General features: G+C 35.1%; 24 protein-coding genes. 16 read left to right on the plus strand and 8 right to left on the minus strand.

The window, feature by feature from the left end; genetic code table 11:
- The first annotated feature begins 4 nt into the window (after nt 1–4).
- Entirely contained in the window at nt 5–1,804 is a 1,800-nt protein-coding gene (locus ACQY4U_RS08740) for an ATP-binding protein (RefSeq protein ID WP_428329009.1), read from the plus strand.
- Nucleotides 1,805–1,810: 6 nt separating this feature from the next.
- On the opposite strand, the gene ACQY4U_RS08745 is transcribed toward ACQY4U_RS08740, so the two are convergent.
- A complete protein-coding gene (locus ACQY4U_RS08745) occupies nt 1,811–2,263 on the minus strand; it encodes a type I restriction enzyme HsdR N-terminal domain-containing protein (protein WP_428329010.1) in 453 nt (150 codons plus the stop codon).
- Between the two features lie 139 nt (nt 2,264–2,402).
- Here ACQY4U_RS08745 and holA point away from each other — a divergent pair, with 139 nt between their 5' ends.
- Complete coding sequence (gene holA / locus ACQY4U_RS08750) at nt 2,403–3,425, plus strand: DNA polymerase III subunit delta (RefSeq protein ID WP_428329011.1); 1,023 nt, start codon at nt 2,403–2,405, stop codon at nt 3,423–3,425.
- 107 nt (nt 3,426–3,532) lie between these two features.
- The gene (locus ACQY4U_RS08755; RefSeq protein WP_428329012.1) at nt 3,533–4,405 is read left to right on the plus strand and encodes an FkbM family methyltransferase; all 873 of its coding nucleotides are present in this window, start codon (nt 3,533–3,535) and stop codon (nt 4,403–4,405) included.
- Between the two features lie 75 nt (nt 4,406–4,480).
- Here the strand turns inward: ACQY4U_RS08755 and ACQY4U_RS08760 are convergent, their stop codons facing one another.
- Nucleotides 4,481–4,906 (minus strand): hypothetical protein, encoded by a 426-nt coding sequence (locus ACQY4U_RS08760; protein ID WP_428329013.1) that lies wholly within the window; start codon nt 4,904–4,906, stop codon nt 4,481–4,483.
- Between the two features lie 39 nt (nt 4,907–4,945).
- Nucleotides 4,946–5,335, minus strand: coding sequence for a hypothetical protein (locus ACQY4U_RS08765; protein ID WP_428329014.1), 390 nt, complete (start codon nt 5,333–5,335; stop codon nt 4,946–4,948).
- Between the two features lie 441 nt (nt 5,336–5,776).
- Between ACQY4U_RS08765 and ACQY4U_RS08770 the strand changes: the two genes are divergently transcribed.
- Nucleotides 5,777–6,931, plus strand: a complete 1,155-nt coding sequence (locus tag ACQY4U_RS08770; RefSeq protein WP_428329015.1) for a GAF domain-containing protein — start codon at nt 5,777–5,779, stop codon at nt 6,929–6,931.
- A 447-nt stretch (nt 6,932–7,378) separates the two neighbouring features.
- Here ACQY4U_RS08770 and ACQY4U_RS08775 read toward each other — a convergent pair whose 3' ends face one another.
- Together ACQY4U_RS08775 and ACQY4U_RS08780 are read right to left on the minus strand one after the other, a co-directional pair.
- Complete coding sequence (locus ACQY4U_RS08775; RefSeq protein WP_428329016.1) at nt 7,379–7,723, minus strand: hypothetical protein; 345 nt, start codon at nt 7,721–7,723, stop codon at nt 7,379–7,381.
- A gap of 867 nt (nt 7,724–8,590) precedes the next feature.
- Entirely contained in the window at nt 8,591–8,788 is a 198-nt protein-coding gene (locus ACQY4U_RS08780) for a hypothetical protein (RefSeq protein ID WP_428329017.1), read from the minus strand.
- Nucleotides 8,789–9,067: 279 nt separating this feature from the next.
- On the opposite strand from ACQY4U_RS08780, the gene ACQY4U_RS08785 reads away from it, so the two are divergent.
- Together ACQY4U_RS08785 and ACQY4U_RS08790 are read left to right on the plus strand one after the other, a co-directional pair.
- Nucleotides 9,068–10,150 (plus strand): hypothetical protein, encoded by a 1,083-nt coding sequence (locus ACQY4U_RS08785; protein WP_428329018.1) that lies wholly within the window; start codon nt 9,068–9,070, stop codon nt 10,148–10,150.
- Nucleotides 10,151–10,771: 621 nt separating this feature from the next.
- Entirely contained in the window at nt 10,772–11,197 is a 426-nt protein-coding gene (locus ACQY4U_RS08790) for a hypothetical protein (RefSeq protein WP_428329019.1), read from the plus strand.
- Nucleotides 11,198–11,258: 61 nt separating this feature from the next.
- Here the strand turns inward: ACQY4U_RS08790 and ACQY4U_RS08795 are convergent, their stop codons facing one another.
- A complete protein-coding gene (locus ACQY4U_RS08795) occupies nt 11,259–11,480 on the minus strand; it encodes a helix-turn-helix domain-containing protein (RefSeq protein WP_428329020.1) in 222 nt (73 codons plus the stop codon).
- Nucleotides 11,481–11,576: 96 nt separating this feature from the next.
- Here ACQY4U_RS08795 and ACQY4U_RS08800 point away from each other — a divergent pair, with 96 nt between their 5' ends.
- Both ACQY4U_RS08800 and ACQY4U_RS08805 read left to right on the plus strand, forming a co-directional pair.
- Nucleotides 11,577–11,735 (plus strand): hypothetical protein, encoded by a 159-nt coding sequence (locus ACQY4U_RS08800; protein ID WP_428329021.1) that lies wholly within the window; start codon nt 11,577–11,579, stop codon nt 11,733–11,735.
- A 1-nt stretch (nt 11,736) separates the two neighbouring features.
- Nucleotides 11,737–11,949 (plus strand): hypothetical protein, encoded by a 213-nt coding sequence (locus ACQY4U_RS08805; RefSeq protein ID WP_428329022.1) that lies wholly within the window; start codon nt 11,737–11,739, stop codon nt 11,947–11,949.
- On the opposite strand, the gene ACQY4U_RS08810 is transcribed toward ACQY4U_RS08805, so the two are convergent.
- The gene (locus ACQY4U_RS08810) at nt 11,950–12,192 is read right to left on the minus strand and encodes a hypothetical protein (protein ID WP_428329023.1); all 243 of its coding nucleotides are present in this window, start codon (nt 12,190–12,192) and stop codon (nt 11,950–11,952) included. It abuts the gene before it with no gap.
- 81 nt (nt 12,193–12,273) lie between these two features.
- Between ACQY4U_RS08810 and ACQY4U_RS08815 the strand changes: the two genes are divergently transcribed.
- The 8 genes from ACQY4U_RS08815 to ACQY4U_RS08850 all read left to right on the plus strand — a co-directional run bounded on the left by ACQY4U_RS08815 (nt 12,274) and on the right by ACQY4U_RS08850 (nt 16,016).
- Entirely contained in the window at nt 12,274–12,438 is a 165-nt protein-coding gene (locus ACQY4U_RS08815; protein WP_428329024.1) for a hypothetical protein, read from the plus strand.
- Nucleotides 12,438–12,896, plus strand: coding sequence for a hypothetical protein (locus ACQY4U_RS08820; RefSeq protein WP_428329025.1), 459 nt, complete (start codon nt 12,438–12,440; stop codon nt 12,894–12,896). Before ACQY4U_RS08815 ends, ACQY4U_RS08820 begins: the two co-directional genes overlap by 1 nt.
- Nucleotides 12,893–13,279 (plus strand): DUF5675 family protein, encoded by a 387-nt coding sequence (locus tag ACQY4U_RS08825; RefSeq protein WP_428329026.1) that lies wholly within the window; start codon nt 12,893–12,895, stop codon nt 13,277–13,279. Before ACQY4U_RS08820 ends, ACQY4U_RS08825 begins: the two co-directional genes overlap by 4 nt.
- Nucleotides 13,280–13,551: 272 nt before the next feature.
- On the plus strand, nt 13,552–14,346 hold the full coding sequence (locus tag ACQY4U_RS08830; protein WP_428329027.1) for a hypothetical protein: 795 nt from the start codon (nt 13,552–13,554) through the stop codon (nt 14,344–14,346).
- Nucleotides 14,343–14,600 carry a hypothetical protein gene (locus ACQY4U_RS08835; protein ID WP_428329028.1) on the plus strand — a complete coding sequence of 86 codons (258 nt, stop codon included), beginning with the start codon at nt 14,343–14,345 and terminating at the stop codon, nt 14,598–14,600. Before ACQY4U_RS08830 ends, ACQY4U_RS08835 begins: the two co-directional genes overlap by 4 nt.
- A complete protein-coding gene (locus tag ACQY4U_RS08840; protein WP_428329029.1) occupies nt 14,600–14,824 on the plus strand; it encodes a hypothetical protein in 225 nt (74 codons plus the stop codon). Before ACQY4U_RS08835 ends, ACQY4U_RS08840 begins: the two co-directional genes overlap by 1 nt.
- Nucleotides 14,825–14,886: 62 nt before the next feature.
- Entirely contained in the window at nt 14,887–15,537 is a 651-nt protein-coding gene (locus ACQY4U_RS08845) for a hypothetical protein (protein WP_428329030.1), read from the plus strand.
- Between the two features lie 149 nt (nt 15,538–15,686).
- Complete coding sequence (locus tag ACQY4U_RS08850) at nt 15,687–16,016, plus strand: hypothetical protein (RefSeq protein ID WP_428329031.1); 330 nt, start codon at nt 15,687–15,689, stop codon at nt 16,014–16,016.
- A 103-nt stretch (nt 16,017–16,119) separates the two neighbouring features.
- Here ACQY4U_RS08850 and ACQY4U_RS08855 read toward each other — a convergent pair whose 3' ends face one another.
- Nucleotides 16,120–16,899 (minus strand): methyltransferase, encoded by a 780-nt coding sequence (locus ACQY4U_RS08855; protein WP_428329032.1) that lies wholly within the window; start codon nt 16,897–16,899, stop codon nt 16,120–16,122.
- Between the last annotated feature and the right edge of the window lie 47 nt (nt 16,900–16,946).

Consider the following 16,946-nt stretch of genomic DNA (forward strand, 5'->3'; position numbering starts at 1 on the left):
CTTAATGAGCCGGGACGCAAGTTTTTTTAACTTCTCAATTAAAAATATTCTATCTGATAACCAGTCAGTCCTTGATCAGGCTCGTATCCGTTTACTTTATTATGGCTTCGGGATCGTATTTGTAGCTGTATTAGGGTTGCTTGTTAGCGTTTACCTGCAACATTTACCTATGCTCACCATAACTGCCGAAATTTCGCTGATCTTGGTTGTAAGCTTGTTCAAGTACCTTACCTACAAACCGCGCTGGCTGCGCATTTCGCATGCTTTATTAATGCTGGCTACCTTTATTAATCTGTTAGACGTATTCGTGATTATGCAACGGGTTGATATTATCACTATCCAGATCATCCTGTTAGTGGTACTGTTTGGCTATTATATGGTTGGGCAAAGCTGGGGTTTGTTTTATTCACTGCTCAACATTATACCGGTAATGGTATTTTACGTGCTGGAATATAACGATGGCTACTTTATTGCGCTAAGGCCCGAAAAGATAGATCAGAGCACCATAATTATCAGCATGTTTGCCAACTTCATCCTGATAATTTATATACACAGCCACTTTTACAGCGCATTTTTTAATAATATTAAGCAACTTAAAGAAACCAGCGATCAGCAAAAATTACTTAATAATAAGCTGGAGCTTGCTATTGAAAAAGCCGAAAAATCATCACATATCAAATCTGAGTTCCTGTCAACCATGTCGCACGAGATCCGGACGCCGCTTAATGCCGTTATCGGAATGTGTAACCTGATGATTATGGCCAACCCAAGGGCCGATCAGAAAGAGAATTTAAGGGTGTTAAAGTTCTCGGCCAATAACCTGTTAGCTATTGTAAACGATGTGCTCGATTTTAATAAGATAGAATCGGGCAAGGTTATTTTTGAAAGTATAAAATTTAGCCTTGTTGAGCTGATGCAGAATATTTGCGGCGGCCAAATGCTTAAGGCCGAAGAAAAAGGTTTGGAGTTTAACCTGAAAATAGATCCTGTACTTGCCAATAAGGTGCTTTATGGCGATCCAACAAGGCTTGCCCAAATCCTGTTTAACCTGGTAAGCAATGCTATTAAATTTACCAAACAGGGTAACATATATGTAAAAGCTTTTTGCCACGAGGATAAGAATAATAAAGTGGTTATAACTTTTACCGTTAAGGATACCGGTATAGGTATAGCTAAAGATAACCTTGAAAGTATTTTTGAACCCTTTACACAGGAATCAATAACAACTACCCGACAGTACGGTGGCACGGGTTTGGGCCTGGCTATTGTAAAGCGTTTGCTTGAGTTGCAGGGGTTACAAATGCAGGTAATTAGTAAAGTTGGTGAGGGGTCTGAATTTTCGTTCAATATGGAGTTTGAGGTATCTAACACTACTGATGAGGTTGGTGAAAAACACCCGTTATTGCAAAATACCGAGGGGCTGAGCAATCTTAAAATGCTTATTGCCGAGGATAACCCGGTAAATGTTTTGCTGATGAAAAAGCTGCTGGCCAAATGGAAAATTACGCCAATAATAGCCGAAAACGGTGAGCGTGTTATCCAGGTTTTGCAGTATCGTGATTTTGATATTATTTTGATGGATTTGCAAATGCCGGTAATGAACGGGTTTGACGCTGCCATTGAGATCAGAAAAATGCCGGACATCAAAAAGGCAGCTATCCCTATTATTGCTTTAACAGCAGCAGCTCTTACTGATATTAAGGAGCAGATATTAAACGCCGGTATGAATGATTATGTATCAAAGCCGTTTAAGCCGGAAGAACTGATGGAGAAGATTCAGCACCTGGTATTTGAAATTCACTGATAGCCCTTATTTATAAGCAGGCAGTTCTTCAATAAAATTGTAAGCCCCTTTATCAAAATCAATATTGCAGTAATAATGCTGCAAGCCGTTAGTAACAGCCAGCGTTTTTACTTTATGAACAATGTTATAATGCGCTATCTGGTCAAAGGTTTTTTGATCAATTGTTACGGATGGGGCCTTACATTCAACCAATAGAATTTTCTCGCCCGCCGGGTTATAGATCACAATGTCTGATCGTTTGGCCATTCCGTTCAGCTTATGGCCACCCTCCAGTTTGATCAATGTTTTAGGATACTTTTTTTGGTTGATAAGGTATTGCACAAAATGCTGGCGAACCCATTCTTCCGGGGTAATCACAATATTTTTTTTCCGGATAATATCAAAAAGCATCAGCTGCCCGGACTCATCGGATATTTTAAAAGCATAAGGAGGTAAATTAAGGGGCAGCAACAGTTCCATTGGAGTAAATTAACTTCAGTTTAGGATAATATACAAATTATCTGTGGCCTTTTTTAAAAGTAATTAGTCAATAAGCAGAATTGTTTAGCCTTTTGAGCTTTTACTTTTTACTTTTGATTTTTAATCATTTATTGAAAGCATGACGGCAGGCGATATTATAAAAGATCTTAAGAACAAAAAATATAAACCTGTATACCTGCTGCATGGTGAAGAACCGTATTTTATTGATATGGTAAGTAATTATGTAGAGCATAAGCTTTTATCAGATGCCGAAAAGGGCTTTAACCAAACCGTATTATATGGTAAGGATACCGATATAATGACTGTGCTTAACGCTTCCAAGCGTTACCCTATGATGGCCGACTACCAGGTGGTGCTGGTTAAAGAGGCTCAGGATATGAAATGGGGCAGTGATGATGCCGATAAAAAAGGTATAAACCCTTTATTAAGCTACCTGGAAAATCCCTTGCCAAGCACCATTTTAGTATTTTGCTATAAATACGGTAAGTTTGATAAACGTAAAAAGACCTATAAGGCCATTGAAAAAAGCGGACTTATTTTTGAATCGGCTGCGTTGTACGATAGTAAGATCCCGGCATGGGTTGAAGGTTTTATAACTGATAAGGGATATAAGATCAATCAGCAGGCATCATTAATGCTGGCGGAGTATTTAGGTAATGATCTTTCAAAGATCTCGAACGAATTAGAGAAACTGATGCTAAATGTGCAGGCCGGGCAGGAGATCACCCTAAAGCATATCCATGATAATATCGGTATCAGTAAAGAATATAATGTTTTTGAGCTACAGGCGGCCCTTGGTAAAAAGGATGCCTTTAAAGCCAACCAGATAATTAACTACTTTGAGGCCAACCCAAAGGCCAACCCAATAGTTTTGGTATTGGGTAACCTGAATAACTTTTTCAGCAAGGTGCTTACTTATCACTATGTAAAAGATAAAACACCGCAAACCCTTGCACGCGAATTAGGTATTAGTCCTTATTTTATTAAAGACTATGAGCAGGCCGCCCGCAGTTACAACTATGGTAAAACCATGCAGATCATCAGCTATTTACGCGAGTATGATTTAAAAAGCAAAGGTGTGGAGTCCAACACAGATCATGGTGGTTTAATGAAGGAGCTGGTATTTAAAATATTGCATTAATAGTTTTGTACACACATGTTGCAAAATATTTAACCTTTTAGAAAAAAAGTATACTTTATTTTAATTTTTAGTTGTTGCATACGGCTTAAGTTTTTATAATTTGCGGTATGTTAAGAACAATAAAATTTGTTTTACATCATCCTTTTAACAAGGGGCACAGATTTTCAGCTATTCTTAACCTTTTAAAGTGGCAGCTATCTTCAAGGGCTCGCCGTTTACCTGTGGTTCATCAATTTACTCAAAACAGCAAGCTTTGGGCGTGGAATGGTTTGGCTGGTGCAACCGGTAATATTTATTGCGGCTTGCATGAGTTTGAGGATATGGCATTTCTTTTGCATTTGTTAAGAGCAGGCGACCTTTTTATCGACATCGGCGCTAACATTGGCAGCTATTCGATGTTAGCATCGGCAGAAATTGGTGCCAATACTATTGCTATAGAGCCTGTACCTAAAACCTATCAGCATCTCACAAAAAACATAGCCTTAAATAATATAGGTGAAAAAGTTACGGCTTTAAATATTGGTTTAAGCAACAAAGAGGGCATACTAAAATTTACAGAAATGTTGGATACCGCTAACCACGTGGTAGATGATGAAACATCAGCTTTTATAAAAGTAGAGGTTGATACCCTTGATAATATATTAGGCGGTAAAGAACCCATACTGCTAAAAATTGATGTGGAAGGTTTTGAAATGAACGTATTGAACGGGGCATCAAAAACGCTGCAATCTCCGGCATTAAAAGCTATAATAATTGAACTGAATGGCTCAGGACTTAAATATGGTTTTAATGATGAGGACATAGATGAATTGCTTGTTGATAAAGGCTTTAAAGTAATGGAATACTCACCCTTTAAAAGGGAATTAACTGAAGGATCACTTAACAAAGTGAATAATACACTTTATGTTAGGGATGAGAGCTTTGTAGCAGCAAGGTTGAAAAACGCTGACACTATCTTAATTCAAAACAGGCCGCTGTAAAAAAATATTCCCGGTCTATATTATTCGCGATCCCTTCCATTTTAAACAGCAGAGATCGCGAATAAACAGGATAAACTAAACCTTCTCTTTAAAGCTGCTGATACTTACGCGTACTTTATCGTTCGGTTCTTCTTCCATATCAAAAAACAGGGTGAGTTTACCATCTTTTCCTTCGATGGTTATACTCACATTTTTCTCATCACCATTGGGATTGGTCATGGTTGCAGTAATAATGGATTTACCCTCTTTAAAAGGTACTTTCCAATCACATTTGCTCGATGTAATGGTGCCATGCATTTTTTTCTCATCGTTTATGGCAATATCAATGGTAGTTTTAGTCAGGTCAATTTTAGCTGATTCATCAACGGTTCTTTGTACGGTACCGCTGGCATCCAGGTGATCTGTTTTTGATGAGATAAGTTCAACATTCTTGTCGCATTGGGCAAAGCTTACAGTGCCTATAGCAACCAATAAACTTAAGGTTAGGATAATTTTTTTCATGATTTTTATGATATGATTTTGTTAAAATAGATGGCTGGTTTATTTACCTTTTAATACGTTACCTACGCCCTCGCACATTTTTTTGATGCGCATGTATGATGAATAGGAGTTTTTCTTCTTGTCGATGTCAATCGTAAGCTTTCCGGGCGATGCCTTTATATAAAAGTTGGTGTGATCCTGCAGGGTAGTGGTTACATCAAAATAGTCGTGATCTGATTTAAACAAGCCATTTGGGGCTATGCTTTTGTTTATATAATCCTGTACGCGCCCTGTCTGGCTGGGATCGTAGGTAGCAGTCAATGAGTAATCGTCGTTGGTATTGGTAACAGCAATAGATATATCGTTACTGTTTCTTTGCAATTGCGACCAAACCACAAATCCGCTTAAAAAGAGGATACAAAAGGCGGCTATAAAAAAGCTTGTTTTCATTTATTATCGTTTAGGGTTAAATTTCTAAGTATTAAAAGCTTTATTCTTTTTGGGAATGCTAATTCGTAAACTACAGTACAAAGATATATGTTTAATATGGTAATATGCAATACATAGTTCTATAAATTATTTGAATTATTTTTTAATGTATTGATATACAGTATTATAATTTAATGGGAAGCTTTGCTTAAGCAGGGAGAAATGTTCAATTATGATATGAATGCCTTTAAGCGACATTATATTTTCCTATATACTTTAAAAAGGGAAGGATAAATAGCCAGAATTTGGAAACTTTTTTAACTTTAATAATATTTATTTTACATAATTATGAGTTGTAACACCAACTAAAACTCCCTTTATTACGTAAACATATAATTGTTATATTAACACTTTTAAAAGTAAAAGATGGTGTTTAAGCTTAAAAACGTAGCTATATAATTTATGACGGAAGATTTACGGTTACAAGCTGCTGCACGTTTTATTGATCTGGATTTTGAAAATGATAAGGAGTTATTAGAGATAGTGGAACTGGCATCAGCGGTAACAAAATCGCCTTATGCCCTGATCACATTTTTAGATGACGATACCCAATATTTAAAAGTCAGAAGAGGGGTTTGTGAAACTATTGTACCCAAGCATTTAAGTTTTTGCTCATACGCAATGGAGCAGGATAATCTGTTAATGGTTGCTGACACACTCAAAGATGAGCGCTTTGCCCAGCATCCTTTAGTTGTTGGAGAACCGGAGATCCGCTTTTTTGCAGGTATGGCTTTATTAACACAGGAAGGACAAAAATTAGGTACATTATGTGTGCTTGATACTGTGCCGAATGAACTGGATGATCATCAGCAACTGGTATTTAAAATTTTGGCTAACCAGGTAATAAAAATTGTTGAGCTTAGGGCAGGTAAAGCCCTCATCGAGAAAAAACAAAAGGAACTTGACCAACAACAGGAATTTATAAATGATGCTTCAATAAGGCTGCGGTCGTTTTTTGAGAGTTCAACCAATTTTCAGGTTTTATTGGGCAAGCATGGTGAGGTGATAGATTTTAATAAAACAGCTTATAACTTTATTAAAACCGTACATAAATGCGAAATAAAAAGGAACGATCAGTTCATTAAATATTTGCACCCGGAGTTTGTAGCAACCTTTATTGATAAATACACAATTGCATTAGAAGGAAAAAAGTGCGCAGTTGAAGGCTCAACAGACTATGCCGAAATGGGCGTGATATGGTGGGAGGCATCTTTTGAAGCTGCCCGCGATAATGATAATCAGATAATCGGGTTATCCTACCTGATCCGTAATGTAACGGAGCGAAAATTAAAAGAGCAAAAGATCATCTCGCAAAATCAGTCCTTATTAAAAATAGCACATATCCAGGCGCATGAGTTCCGGGCACCCCTGGCTACAATAATGGGCTTAATGAACCTGATAAAAGAAGAAGATTATAACCCACCCCGGGAATATATTGAATTTTTGGAGCAGGCTGTAGATGTGCTTGATACCACCATAAGGCATATAGTTAGCGATATTGATAATACGGTAATACAGGATTATGTATCTGATCTTACCGATTTTAATAATCGTTGATTAATCTTAGTTTAATCCCAAGTTTAAAAAGATTGATGATGCTAAATTGCGTAATACTTTAATGCGAATTTTACACATTTGGCCTAACCTGTTTTTGTTTTTCCTATTTTCATTACATTTGGCAAAACATCTTTTAAATGCAGCATTGGTTAGTAAAATCCTACCCCTAACATATAATAAAAAAATGAAAAGTGCCCTAACAATATTAAAAACAAAGATTTTATTTTTTTACCTACTTACTCCTTAGTACTTTTTAAGACCTTTTTAAGTCTTTTTGACACCTATCTTGACACCTGATTTCTAACCTACTGAAATGCTAAAACGTTGATTTAGATACTGCTAAAAACCTTTTCTATGAAGGTGGATAATAACAGCTATTGCAGAATAAATTTTAGGCAAAAAAAAAGCTTGCAAAGCAAGCTTGATGAACGTAATGAATAAAGTGTTTCAGAACTTTTTCTTCGGTTGAACCCATATTTTTTTCCTCAAAATACTTTTTTCCTCTTGGGATATATTTGCTTTACCGGATGGTGAAGTTTTTACTTTAATATTCATTGATTGTACTGTTTCAACATAGGTATAAATTGAATCAATTTTCTTCTTCATACTTTCAATATCTGAAATAGCTTTAGTCATAAGTTCAGAATTGATAACCTTTTCTTCAACCCTTGGAAATGTAGCATCAATAAGATAACTAAACTTTTTTGCTGATTGAGAATTATCTTCATCAGTAAGTTCAATTAATGGCAAAACAGATTTCAATATTGCATCAACTACCGTAGTATCATTCATAGTATGTAACGTTTATTTAAACAACGAAAGACAGGTTTCCCTGTCTTCTTTTTCAGATTCAAAAATAGCTAAAAATAACAAATTAAACAACAATTTATATGATTAAAGTATTGATAAAGAGGTTAGTATAATAAATTATACCTATTGATTTACTAACTCCTTATACAGTTTATACATCAAAACGTTAAACTAAATTTAGATTTTCTAATTATAGTTCCTTTTATCGTATTTAAGCCTCATTATCTCATTCAGGTTGAATAATTTTAGATTTTATGATATAGTTATCATTGAATGAATAAAATGCCTTAAAAGGCTTTAAAATAAGTTTTAGCTTTTATTTAATTGAATTTTCAAGTTGAAAATGGTAATCATTGAAGCTAAAATGCCGTGTACGGCATAAATTGAATACCAAAACCTATAAATCTGGTAGAAATTATAATTGAAGTAACCCTTCGGGTGCCTAAATCAATTAAAGGGGTTCTGATTCGCAGGTTGAAGGCTATTCCCTTTATATTTTTATTTTTGAAAATTTTTCAAAAATCACCTATTGAAGATTATTGCTTACGCAAATTGAAGATTATAATTCTTTTGCCCTTCGGGTAAGAATCAGATATAGTTCAAACAAGAAAAGAACTATCAATGCCCCCGGCGGGTTTATATAGTAACCTAAGATAGGGTTACATGGGCAAAGCCCATGATAACCCCGACTTAAATATAAATCCTAAAATTATACTTCAACCCCTTTAGGTATTTTTCAATTCTTGGGTTACTGTTTAACAGTTATACAAAACAGTAACCTATATTCACTCTTTATATTCTTTTACCTCTTTATATTTCTTTAATCTCTTTAATTCTCTTTAAAACTCTTTATACTCTAATGCGTACATATACCAGTACATATTGAAGTACATACAGCAGTACATATACCAGTACATACTGTAGTACATATACCAGTACATACTGCCGTACATATTCCGGGGCTGAAAGTCTGTATTCAACTTGTTTAGCTATAACCTTCAAAACCCTGCCGGGGTTAATGTTCAACAGCAGTACATACCCGTACATACGGTAAAATGAAACACCTTCAACACCCGAAGGGCATTGAAAATATAGTTCTTTCGTTCACTTGACTTTTGCCAAAACTGACCTAAGTTTGTATTTGAAAAAGGTTGAATGATAATTATTTTCAACTTTTTTGGTCTTCTTGCAACTTAGGTTGTATTTATAAAAAGAAGCAATTCTTAGTTTATTGCGCTGATGTACTACGTTCCAAACCTTGTGGTACATCAGCCTATACCGTCTGGAACACGGTATTAAAGGTTTGGAAGGTATATACATAAACTAATGCAAAATTTCAAAAATGACGTAACACAACCTGTTATTTTCAACACCCCAAAATCATTAAATCTATCAGAATTGTTTCCGACCTATACGCAGGATAAATTAGATAAGGTCAGCTATATTGTTCACCAGTGTAACTACTACACCAACAAAAACGGCTATAATTTAGACCTCACAAATCACCGTTGGTTCTTGTCTTTGACCCGGAATGATTTGTCATTCATCAAGAAAGTTCTGATTGAAGCCTCGGTAATCAAACAAACTATAAAGGGTACTAAGGGTAATAAGTCAGACCATTTTTCAATGGTAAAGCCTTTCAACTACCTGAATGAATCAACTGTTAACAAACATTTTTTCTATCTAAATGATTCTGCTTGCCCGTTATGGGTTCAACGATACGTTGCTGATGGCAGTGCAGTAAAGAATGCAAAAACCACCAATTGGGTGAAACGCCCTAACGACTGGCAACCTGATTCATTGCTTCAACCTGCAACAGCAGTTGAACCTGATAACCGGGATGCTTATATTCAATTATTGGAACTGGCATTGATAACAAACAACATACCATTACCTGTAATGAATACAACCCCGGCACCAGAGGTTAAAATTTCAGATTCAACCCCGATTAAAGAAGAAGAACCTAAAGCCGGGTTAATCATGGCCGAAGGCCATTCTAAACCCTTTGAGGTTAAGCCACCGGTAGCGGTTACATCAGTTAAACCTGAACTATCAACCCCGGTTACGAAGGTTGAAAAGGCAAAAAACGTTTTGGCGGGGCTTAGGGTAAAGCAAGTAACCCCGGTAGCTATAGTAGCTGAACCAGAAAAAGTAAATGTATTGAACACGGATGTTCATTCAATGGGGGATTACATAATGGTCAACTACAAGCGTTACACACGTGCAACGCAACTGTCAGGGTTTATGGATAAGGTTAAAATTGAACGCAGGTTATCCGAATTGGTAGCAAATGGCTATCAAGGCAGCGAGGTATTCAACACCGAAACGTGGAAATTGACCTTTGATATTGATTCCGCAAGCGGAAAAGTAACGTTATCAAGCGTTTTGGATACCGAAATAGCAGCCTAAAAGTATAAATTTTCTTTGCTTATAGGTTAATTTTGACTTAAAAACCTACTGAATCAAATATCTTCAAATTTGTACTCATTATTTCGGCACTTTCAACTTCTTAGCGGTTTCAGCTATGGATAATCTATCTTCTGGAATAAATATAAATTTAGGTTGAAATGGGGCTTTTTTATATGGTTAACTTAATCGAAAAATAAAGGTGGTATAGTTTATTATATCTTTGATTTACAGTAAGTTATATCAAAAAAAAGTTGTGGAAATGGAAAGTTTGGCGTATATTTGCTCTTGAAATAAGGGATAAGTGAGGGTGATTAAACCAGACTTAATTTTAAAGAAGTCTGCGGGGCTTGTCGGCAAGCCTAAAGCAGGGATAACAAACCTGCAAGTGTAATACAGCCGAAAAAACATAACGCCATTAAAAGGCAGGTTTTAACCTCTGAGATAAAAGAGGGGAAAAAAGACACGGGAATTAACCCCCGTGTCTTTTGAGTTTAAAAAGGGGTTGAGATATGTATAATAAATTATACCGGGTAATTTATATGAGGTTTTAGGGCATTTAAAATTTAATGAAGTATTTATAATAAACAAGCAAACTATATGAACACACAAACAACAAACACTATGAAAAACTTATCAAACGTAATTAAACAGACCCATATTGATGTGAACAGTGAAATTGAAACTTACTTTATGGATTATCCATTAACCACGGAGCAGTTCAATGAATTATGCGGAGATATTGAATATAACCCACACCTTGATGAATTTCCGACTCCAAAAATAATCCGTAATGAATATTACGGTCATAAATATTCTGGAATTAGAATCAAACACGAAATTGATGGTTTAACAGTAACCGTTTTGCCGAAAAGCGAATTAACTCCTAATAAAATTCTTTTAATGGCTAATATAGTTACCGGGGAAATTAATGAGTTTGTAAATTCTGATGATTATAAGGGTTATCAAAATGATGGATTACATAAAATGCACATCGCAACCGATAAGGAAGTATCAGACTTATTAAGTAAATATTACCAACTATCTTAAATCTGCTACGCATGTAGCAGATTCTTAAACACCCCGGTATAAACCGCCAGGGCTTAATGAATTATTGAAAGAAAAGGTGAGGTTCAACATTCAGAGCCTTACCTATTGCAAAGAGGATAGCAACAGTTGTATTGATTTTGCCTAACTCAATCCTATTAATTTGGGAAAGGTCAGTATCAATCATATTAGCCAAATCTTGTTGAGATAACTTAGCAGCAGTTCTATACTTACGGATGTTAGCCCCAACAAGTAATATACCCTGATTATCTCGAATATTTGCCATTGCACAAAATTTGAGTTTTAATAGTTTGTAGTATTAGGCATATATGCCTATATTTGAATTATAATAATTGGAATTTTAAACCTTAACTAAATGAATATGAAAACAAAAGTTCACCTTTTTATTATTGCCGTAATAGTTACATCATCGTTCACAAGCTGCAAAAAGTCAGCCGATATTGTTCCTGTAAAATCAGCTAAAGTAGGGGTTGCCCCGGTAGCATTACCTGATAGCGGTACGCACAAGCTGCACCAATAAAATGTTTGAGCGGGATAGGTATTATAGCCTTACAGAGATTCAAAAGAAGTTCAAAATAAGCCGTTTTAAGCTTAGTAAACTATTGGATGAACACAAGCCCCCGGTTATCGAAAATAAGATAACGTACGGGGCTTATTACAGCCTTACGGCTAAGTACTATCTGATAGAAGATATTGATAGTATTTTTATAGACTCAAAGGTTGCCGATATGTAACTAATTCTTTTTAGTTCCTAAACTCCTGTTAAATTTAGAAATATCACTTCTGAATTTATTCATTATTTCAATGTCTGCATCCGTTGTAGCAGAATCTAAACTTATCACTTCATTAAAATAATCTAAATGTCCTTGTTCGTCTATTTCAATGCTATATTGATTATGCTGAGCAAAGTATTCTAATTGCTTTTTTGTAAGCAAGTCATAGTGTTTTTGCGTTACTTTTTCAAGTTCCTCATTCATCTTAATAATTCTAAAATATATTTTTCAAAAAATGTACTTCTTCACTTTTAGGTGGTATTTATAATTATACACACAAACGAAATGGAAGTTCTACAATTAAGAAATTTAATTTTCATCAGTCAGCCGGGCAATAGCTACTATATGATTGATACCAACAAAAAATATGTTAAAGCAATTGAAGAAGATTGTTATAACCTCATAGAAGGCTTATTAGCTTTAAAACAAGATATTAAAGCTTTTAGGTAATGAATAATCAGTTTTTAAAAAAAGAAGCTGTAGGCAGGGCTAAGACGGTTACCCTGTTCCCTCAGTACCAGTTAGTAGAAAGTTCAGACCCTTATGCTGTTTGGGATATGTCAGGGCAAACAACCACAAACATAACCGGGGAGTTGAAGCCGTTCTTCATAGAAATAAAGGACAGGAATATATCATCAACAGATTTTGATTCTGTCTTCTTAGAGTTCAGCAAGTACCAACACCTTCTACAGATAAGCGAAGCGAACGCCGGGGCTGATATATTTTACTTATCCTTTTTTAAGGATAACAAAGCCCTGATATACAACCTGAAAAAGCTTAAAGTATCAGAGTTGAAACTATCAATTCAGAACGTAAACAAAACCACAATGGCTGATAGCCCTAACGTAAATAAGGTGATGATTGAACTACCTTATCACGAAGCGACAATAAAAAAATTAAAGAATTGAATTTAAAAGTTACAAGAAAAGTATTTAATGAAAATGATACGATTGGAATACTGTACATAGATGAAACTAAATTTAGTTTTACTTTGGAAGATATAGTAAGACCAAAAGATGAACCCAAAGTTTTTGGCAAAACAGCAATCCCGGCAGGGACTTATAAAGTGATTTTATCACATAGTAATCATTTCAATAGGATACTACCAGAGATATTAAACGTTCCCGGATTTGAAGGGATTAGGATGCACAGTGGTAACACCGAATTGGACACAGAAGGCTGTATTCTGGTTGCTTACCATACGGATAACCAAAAGATTTGGGATTCAGCAATTGATAAGTTAGTTGACCTGATGACAGATAAAGAAGAAATAACCATTACCGTACAATGATAGCAGCCATAATCATAATTTCCTTAACCGTTAACGGCTTAATGATGAACCCGGCGTACCTCTGGTTAATACACCGCTTAAACTTGGTCTTCAAACCCTTCAATTGTGTGTACTGTCTTGCTTGGTGGTCAGGTGTAGCGTACGCTGCAATACAAGCGTTTTCCGGGGGTTGTCATCCGGGGTTGGTAGTAATACCATTAGCAGCTTCATTTTCGGCTGTAGTGATTGACAGGTGGTTTAATACCCTGCCTGTTAAGATTAAATAAGTCAAAGTGACGAACGAAGAACAGAAGAATAAAATATTGACAGATTACTTCAACTCTGGAAGGCTAAAGGTTAAGATTGACGGATATTACAAAGGTAAACTACACATAAGCCGGTACACCAAAATAGCAGAAGAAATTGAACTACAAGTTTGGTTGGAACTATCAAAGTATCCGGCTGATAAAATGGTTGAGCGTTACAACCGTAACCCTAATTCCTTAGAAGCCTTAGCGGTTACTATCAGCAAGTATCAGATGATGCACAAACGGAATAACCCCGATTCTCCTAATAACAGCTTTGGTACGAAACTGATTTTTGGTAGCAATTACTTTAGTGGGGATTACATCAGTGCTACAGATTCTTACTCTGAAACAAATGAAACCGGGGATTACACAGGTATTCCAATTGCTGATGTAGAAGATAATAACTATTTCAGGGATAGGGATAACAGCCCTGATAGGCAAGCAGAGATATTCAAAAGGTTAACCCCGGAAGAAATTGAATTTGTTACGGCTTTGTGGAACGGTGAAAAATTCTATAAAAGAAAACCAACAAATCAGTACAAAGAATTTAGAACCTATGTGTTCAATAAAATCCAAAATATGAACATTCACGAAGACCCAACACCGTTACAACATATTCAAAACAAGCTAACAATGTCAGAGAATAAATTATTTAATGTGATGTTTGATGAAGACCTATCAAGGGCTGAAAAAATAAAGAAGTTAAAGTACAGTGAGCAGCAGTACATCGCACAACGTAGGATTTTATTAAAGAAGATTAAAGCCCTTAACATCAGATGATGACAGACAAAGTTTTTGCTTACACGTTCAGGCTGATGAATCAACAATCAGCATTGATATTGACCAAATATGAAAATGATGAAACGGTGCTTAATAATCTGTATGAGGAAATGTTATTAGATGTTGAGGCTAATGAAGGTTTAGGATTCGTAAACTATTTAACCAAACTAATAAGCTTTTTAGAAGCCAAAGAAGACTATGAAAAATGTTCGATGCTTCTAAAACTAAAAAATAAAATTAAAGAAATATTGTAATGGAAAAAGCAGAAATATTAAATCTGATTGAACAGATTTTACCCAAAATACAGCAATGGATTATTTATAAAGAAGCCAGTTTTGAACCTGATGAAATGCAAATTGTTAAGCAGGTTGCAGCAGTGATTCAGCCCGGCAGGGTATTCAATTTAAACTGTACACCGTGTGCGGGGGAGTTGCTTACATTGATATGGTCATATTACCAAAGAGAAAAAAATAATTAAAAATATTTTCACTTTTTGGGCACTTTCCAAAAGTGAGAGGTATTTATAATAAAAGAGATTAAATGAACGAAGAAGAAATAAAAATTGGCTTGTATTATATGATTGAAGTCCAAAAAACCTATTTAGATATTTATGTTGGTGAAGATTACAAGATTTCATTAAATATTTGTGATGAACGGTTACCTGTATTGGGTGAGTTATCTTTAGACGCATATTCATTGATATTCAATAAGGATAAAAGAGAATTATTGAATATGATAGATATTTATATGAAAACTAATCCTCCTAAATATACCTGTGGTAGGGTTATCACTAATGGGTTTGCCAATGATGAATTTATCAAAGATTATTTTGTTAACCAACAGGCTAATTTAATATCCAAAAGAGAAAAGCAAGAAATTTTAGAAACCGGAGGTTTAAAACTCCTAACTTCTAAATCTGGAAAATTCGTTGGATTGGATAACCCTTGGTATTGTTTAGAAGGTTGTGCTGTTCCCGGTACAAATAAGGATTTCACTTTACAAGATATTTTCTTTGTGATGTCTAAGTTGGGAAACGATTTTAAAAGTGATAACCCAAAAGTTTATATGGATGTAATCGCATACATAGAAAAAATAAAATCTGCATTGATTGTAGAAAAAATAATTGCTGATGGTACGGTAACCTATAATATAACAGTACCGGAAGAAGCGATGTTATGCGAACCAAAATAGTACAAAAAAGATTGGGGGTTTCATATTATATATTAAGGTTAATCAGCAATGGTTAGCCTTTTTTTTTGGCATTAACTTTAATATATTTTGTATCTTGGGGAATGACAATTGAAGAAGGGAACCCCCCTTAAAATCTTAATTAATTTATAATGAAAAACGGAAAAGCCTATTGGGTTAAAGATACTTTTGAATATATCGCTTCGCCAGAAGAAAAGCCATTAGAACATACTACTGCATTAGTTGATATTATTGTCTTTAGTGATGATTTAATAAAGATGTTTGTTCCAAAGCAAAAATTTCTTGATAGGGATTACCATATTGAATTAAAACCCGATGAAATTGGTTTAGAATTTAATGGTATTGACGGTGACGTAACAATCAGTTGCGAAGTGTTTTCTAACCTTAAAAAAATTATGATTTATGGTAACTGGAAAGAACGGGAACACCGTTACACTTGGTGGTTGATAGCTGAAAAATAAAATCCCCTCAGTATCGCACTTTGGGGATTTCTACCTAAACCTATCACATTAGGCAATAAGATTGCCGATTGTAGATTACGCAATTTAATATTTTTGTATTAAATTAAAAATTATCCTTAAAATTAAAATCAACTATTTCACAGATAGGGCTTACACCTTTCCAGTCATTTTTATAGTAACTGGTATCAATTCCAATATTGAACTGATAGTCTAAACCTGTTTCCTTAATGAACTTCTGAACCTTGGCGGGTACTGATAAATCATAAGGATTATAACCTTTGTTTTGCTGCCTTAAATCCATAAAAAACTCTGCACCTGAATACTTGAAGGGTGTACTGGTTTGGGGTAAAATGAAGCAGCCGTAATCAGCAATCTTTGAAGATATATCAATGGTAATCAAATCAAATTCTGCACCCTTGTACGCTAACTCTTTTTGAACCTCAGTATCTAAACCAGTTTTGATTTTTCCGAACGGGGGATTGGAAATAGCTTGGTCAAAATGACCAAAATCTTTATAATCAAAGATGCTACCGTTAATCCAGTTAGCCTCTGGCAATAACTTTTTACCTACTTCACAATAGATAGGGTTAAGTTCTACACAGGTAATATCATTACATTCCCGGTAATGATAAGCAACAAAGGATAACATACCTATCCCGGCGCAAAGGTCTATTGTTTTAGCCTTATCATAAATGTTAAGGGAGAAGTCATTTGCTAAGGCAATAGGGGTAAAGAATGCCCCGGCTTCACTGTTCAATGATACAGCTGATTCATTCCATTTTTCATAGACTATCAGCTTTTCTTCAAATGTTAATTTATCTTTTTGTAATAGTTCAACTGCTATGTTGTGTTCTTTAATTTCTTGTTTGGTAAGCTTTGCCATTTATCTCTTTTAGATAAATAGTCCAGACTTTTACAGAACGCCCCAAA

The sequence above is a fragment of the Mucilaginibacter sp. genome, assembly GCF_965277465.1.
GTDB lineage: Bacteria > Bacteroidota > Bacteroidia > Sphingobacteriales > Sphingobacteriaceae > Mucilaginibacter.

What these genes read in the sequence shown, in the direction of transcription:
- ACQY4U_RS08800 (WP_428329021.1), top strand. Translation starts at nt 11,577, where the DNA reads ATGAAAACAAAAGTTCACCTTTTTATTATTGCCGTAATAGTTACATCA.
- ACQY4U_RS08845 (WP_428329030.1), top strand. Translation starts at nt 14,887, where the DNA reads ATGAACGAAGAAGAAATAAAAATTGGCTTGTATTATATGATTGAAGTC.
- ACQY4U_RS08820 (WP_428329025.1), top strand. Translation starts at nt 12,438, where the DNA reads ATGAATAATCAGTTTTTAAAAAAAGAAGCTGTAGGCAGGGCTAAGACG.
- ACQY4U_RS08815 (WP_428329024.1), top strand. Translation starts at nt 12,274, where the DNA reads ATGGAAGTTCTACAATTAAGAAATTTAATTTTCATCAGTCAGCCGGGC.
- ACQY4U_RS08835 (WP_428329028.1), top strand. Translation starts at nt 14,343, where the DNA reads ATGATGACAGACAAAGTTTTTGCTTACACGTTCAGGCTGATGAATCAA.
- ACQY4U_RS08805 (WP_428329022.1), top strand. Translation starts at nt 11,737, where the DNA reads ATGTTTGAGCGGGATAGGTATTATAGCCTTACAGAGATTCAAAAGAAG.
- ACQY4U_RS08775 (WP_428329016.1), bottom strand. Translation starts at nt 7,723, where the DNA reads ATGAATGATACTACGGTAGTTGATGCAATATTGAAATCTGTTTTGCCA.
- ACQY4U_RS08745 (WP_428329010.1), bottom strand. Translation starts at nt 2,263, where the DNA reads ATGGAACTGTTGCTGCCCCTTAATTTACCTCCTTATGCTTTTAAAATA.
- ACQY4U_RS08780 (WP_428329017.1), bottom strand. Translation starts at nt 8,788, where the DNA reads ATGTACGGGTATGTACTGCTGTTGAACATTAACCCCGGCAGGGTTTTG.
- ACQY4U_RS08855 (WP_428329032.1), bottom strand. Translation starts at nt 16,899, where the DNA reads ATGGCAAAGCTTACCAAACAAGAAATTAAAGAACACAACATAGCAGTT.
- ACQY4U_RS08795 (WP_428329020.1), bottom strand. Translation starts at nt 11,480, where the DNA reads ATGGCAAATATTCGAGATAATCAGGGTATATTACTTGTTGGGGCTAAC.
- ACQY4U_RS08770 (WP_428329015.1), top strand. Translation starts at nt 5,777, where the DNA reads ATGACGGAAGATTTACGGTTACAAGCTGCTGCACGTTTTATTGATCTG.
- ACQY4U_RS08760 (WP_428329013.1), bottom strand. Translation starts at nt 4,906, where the DNA reads ATGAAAAAAATTATCCTAACCTTAAGTTTATTGGTTGCTATAGGCACT.
- ACQY4U_RS08840 (WP_428329029.1), top strand. Translation starts at nt 14,600, where the DNA reads ATGGAAAAAGCAGAAATATTAAATCTGATTGAACAGATTTTACCCAAA.
- ACQY4U_RS08790 (WP_428329019.1), top strand. Translation starts at nt 10,772, where the DNA reads ATGAAAAACTTATCAAACGTAATTAAACAGACCCATATTGATGTGAAC.
- ACQY4U_RS08785 (WP_428329018.1), top strand. Translation starts at nt 9,068, where the DNA reads ATGCAAAATTTCAAAAATGACGTAACACAACCTGTTATTTTCAACACC.
- ACQY4U_RS08850 (WP_428329031.1), top strand. Translation starts at nt 15,687, where the DNA reads ATGAAAAACGGAAAAGCCTATTGGGTTAAAGATACTTTTGAATATATC.
- holA (WP_428329011.1), top strand. Translation starts at nt 2,403, where the DNA reads ATGACGGCAGGCGATATTATAAAAGATCTTAAGAACAAAAAATATAAA.
- ACQY4U_RS08810 (WP_428329023.1), bottom strand. Translation starts at nt 12,192, where the DNA reads ATGAATGAGGAACTTGAAAAAGTAACGCAAAAACACTATGACTTGCTT.
- ACQY4U_RS08765 (WP_428329014.1), bottom strand. Translation starts at nt 5,335, where the DNA reads ATGAAAACAAGCTTTTTTATAGCCGCCTTTTGTATCCTCTTTTTAAGC.
- ACQY4U_RS08755 (WP_428329012.1), top strand. Translation starts at nt 3,533, where the DNA reads ATGTTAAGAACAATAAAATTTGTTTTACATCATCCTTTTAACAAGGGG.
- ACQY4U_RS08740 (WP_428329009.1), top strand. Translation starts at nt 5, where the DNA reads ATGAGCCGGGACGCAAGTTTTTTTAACTTCTCAATTAAAAATATTCTA.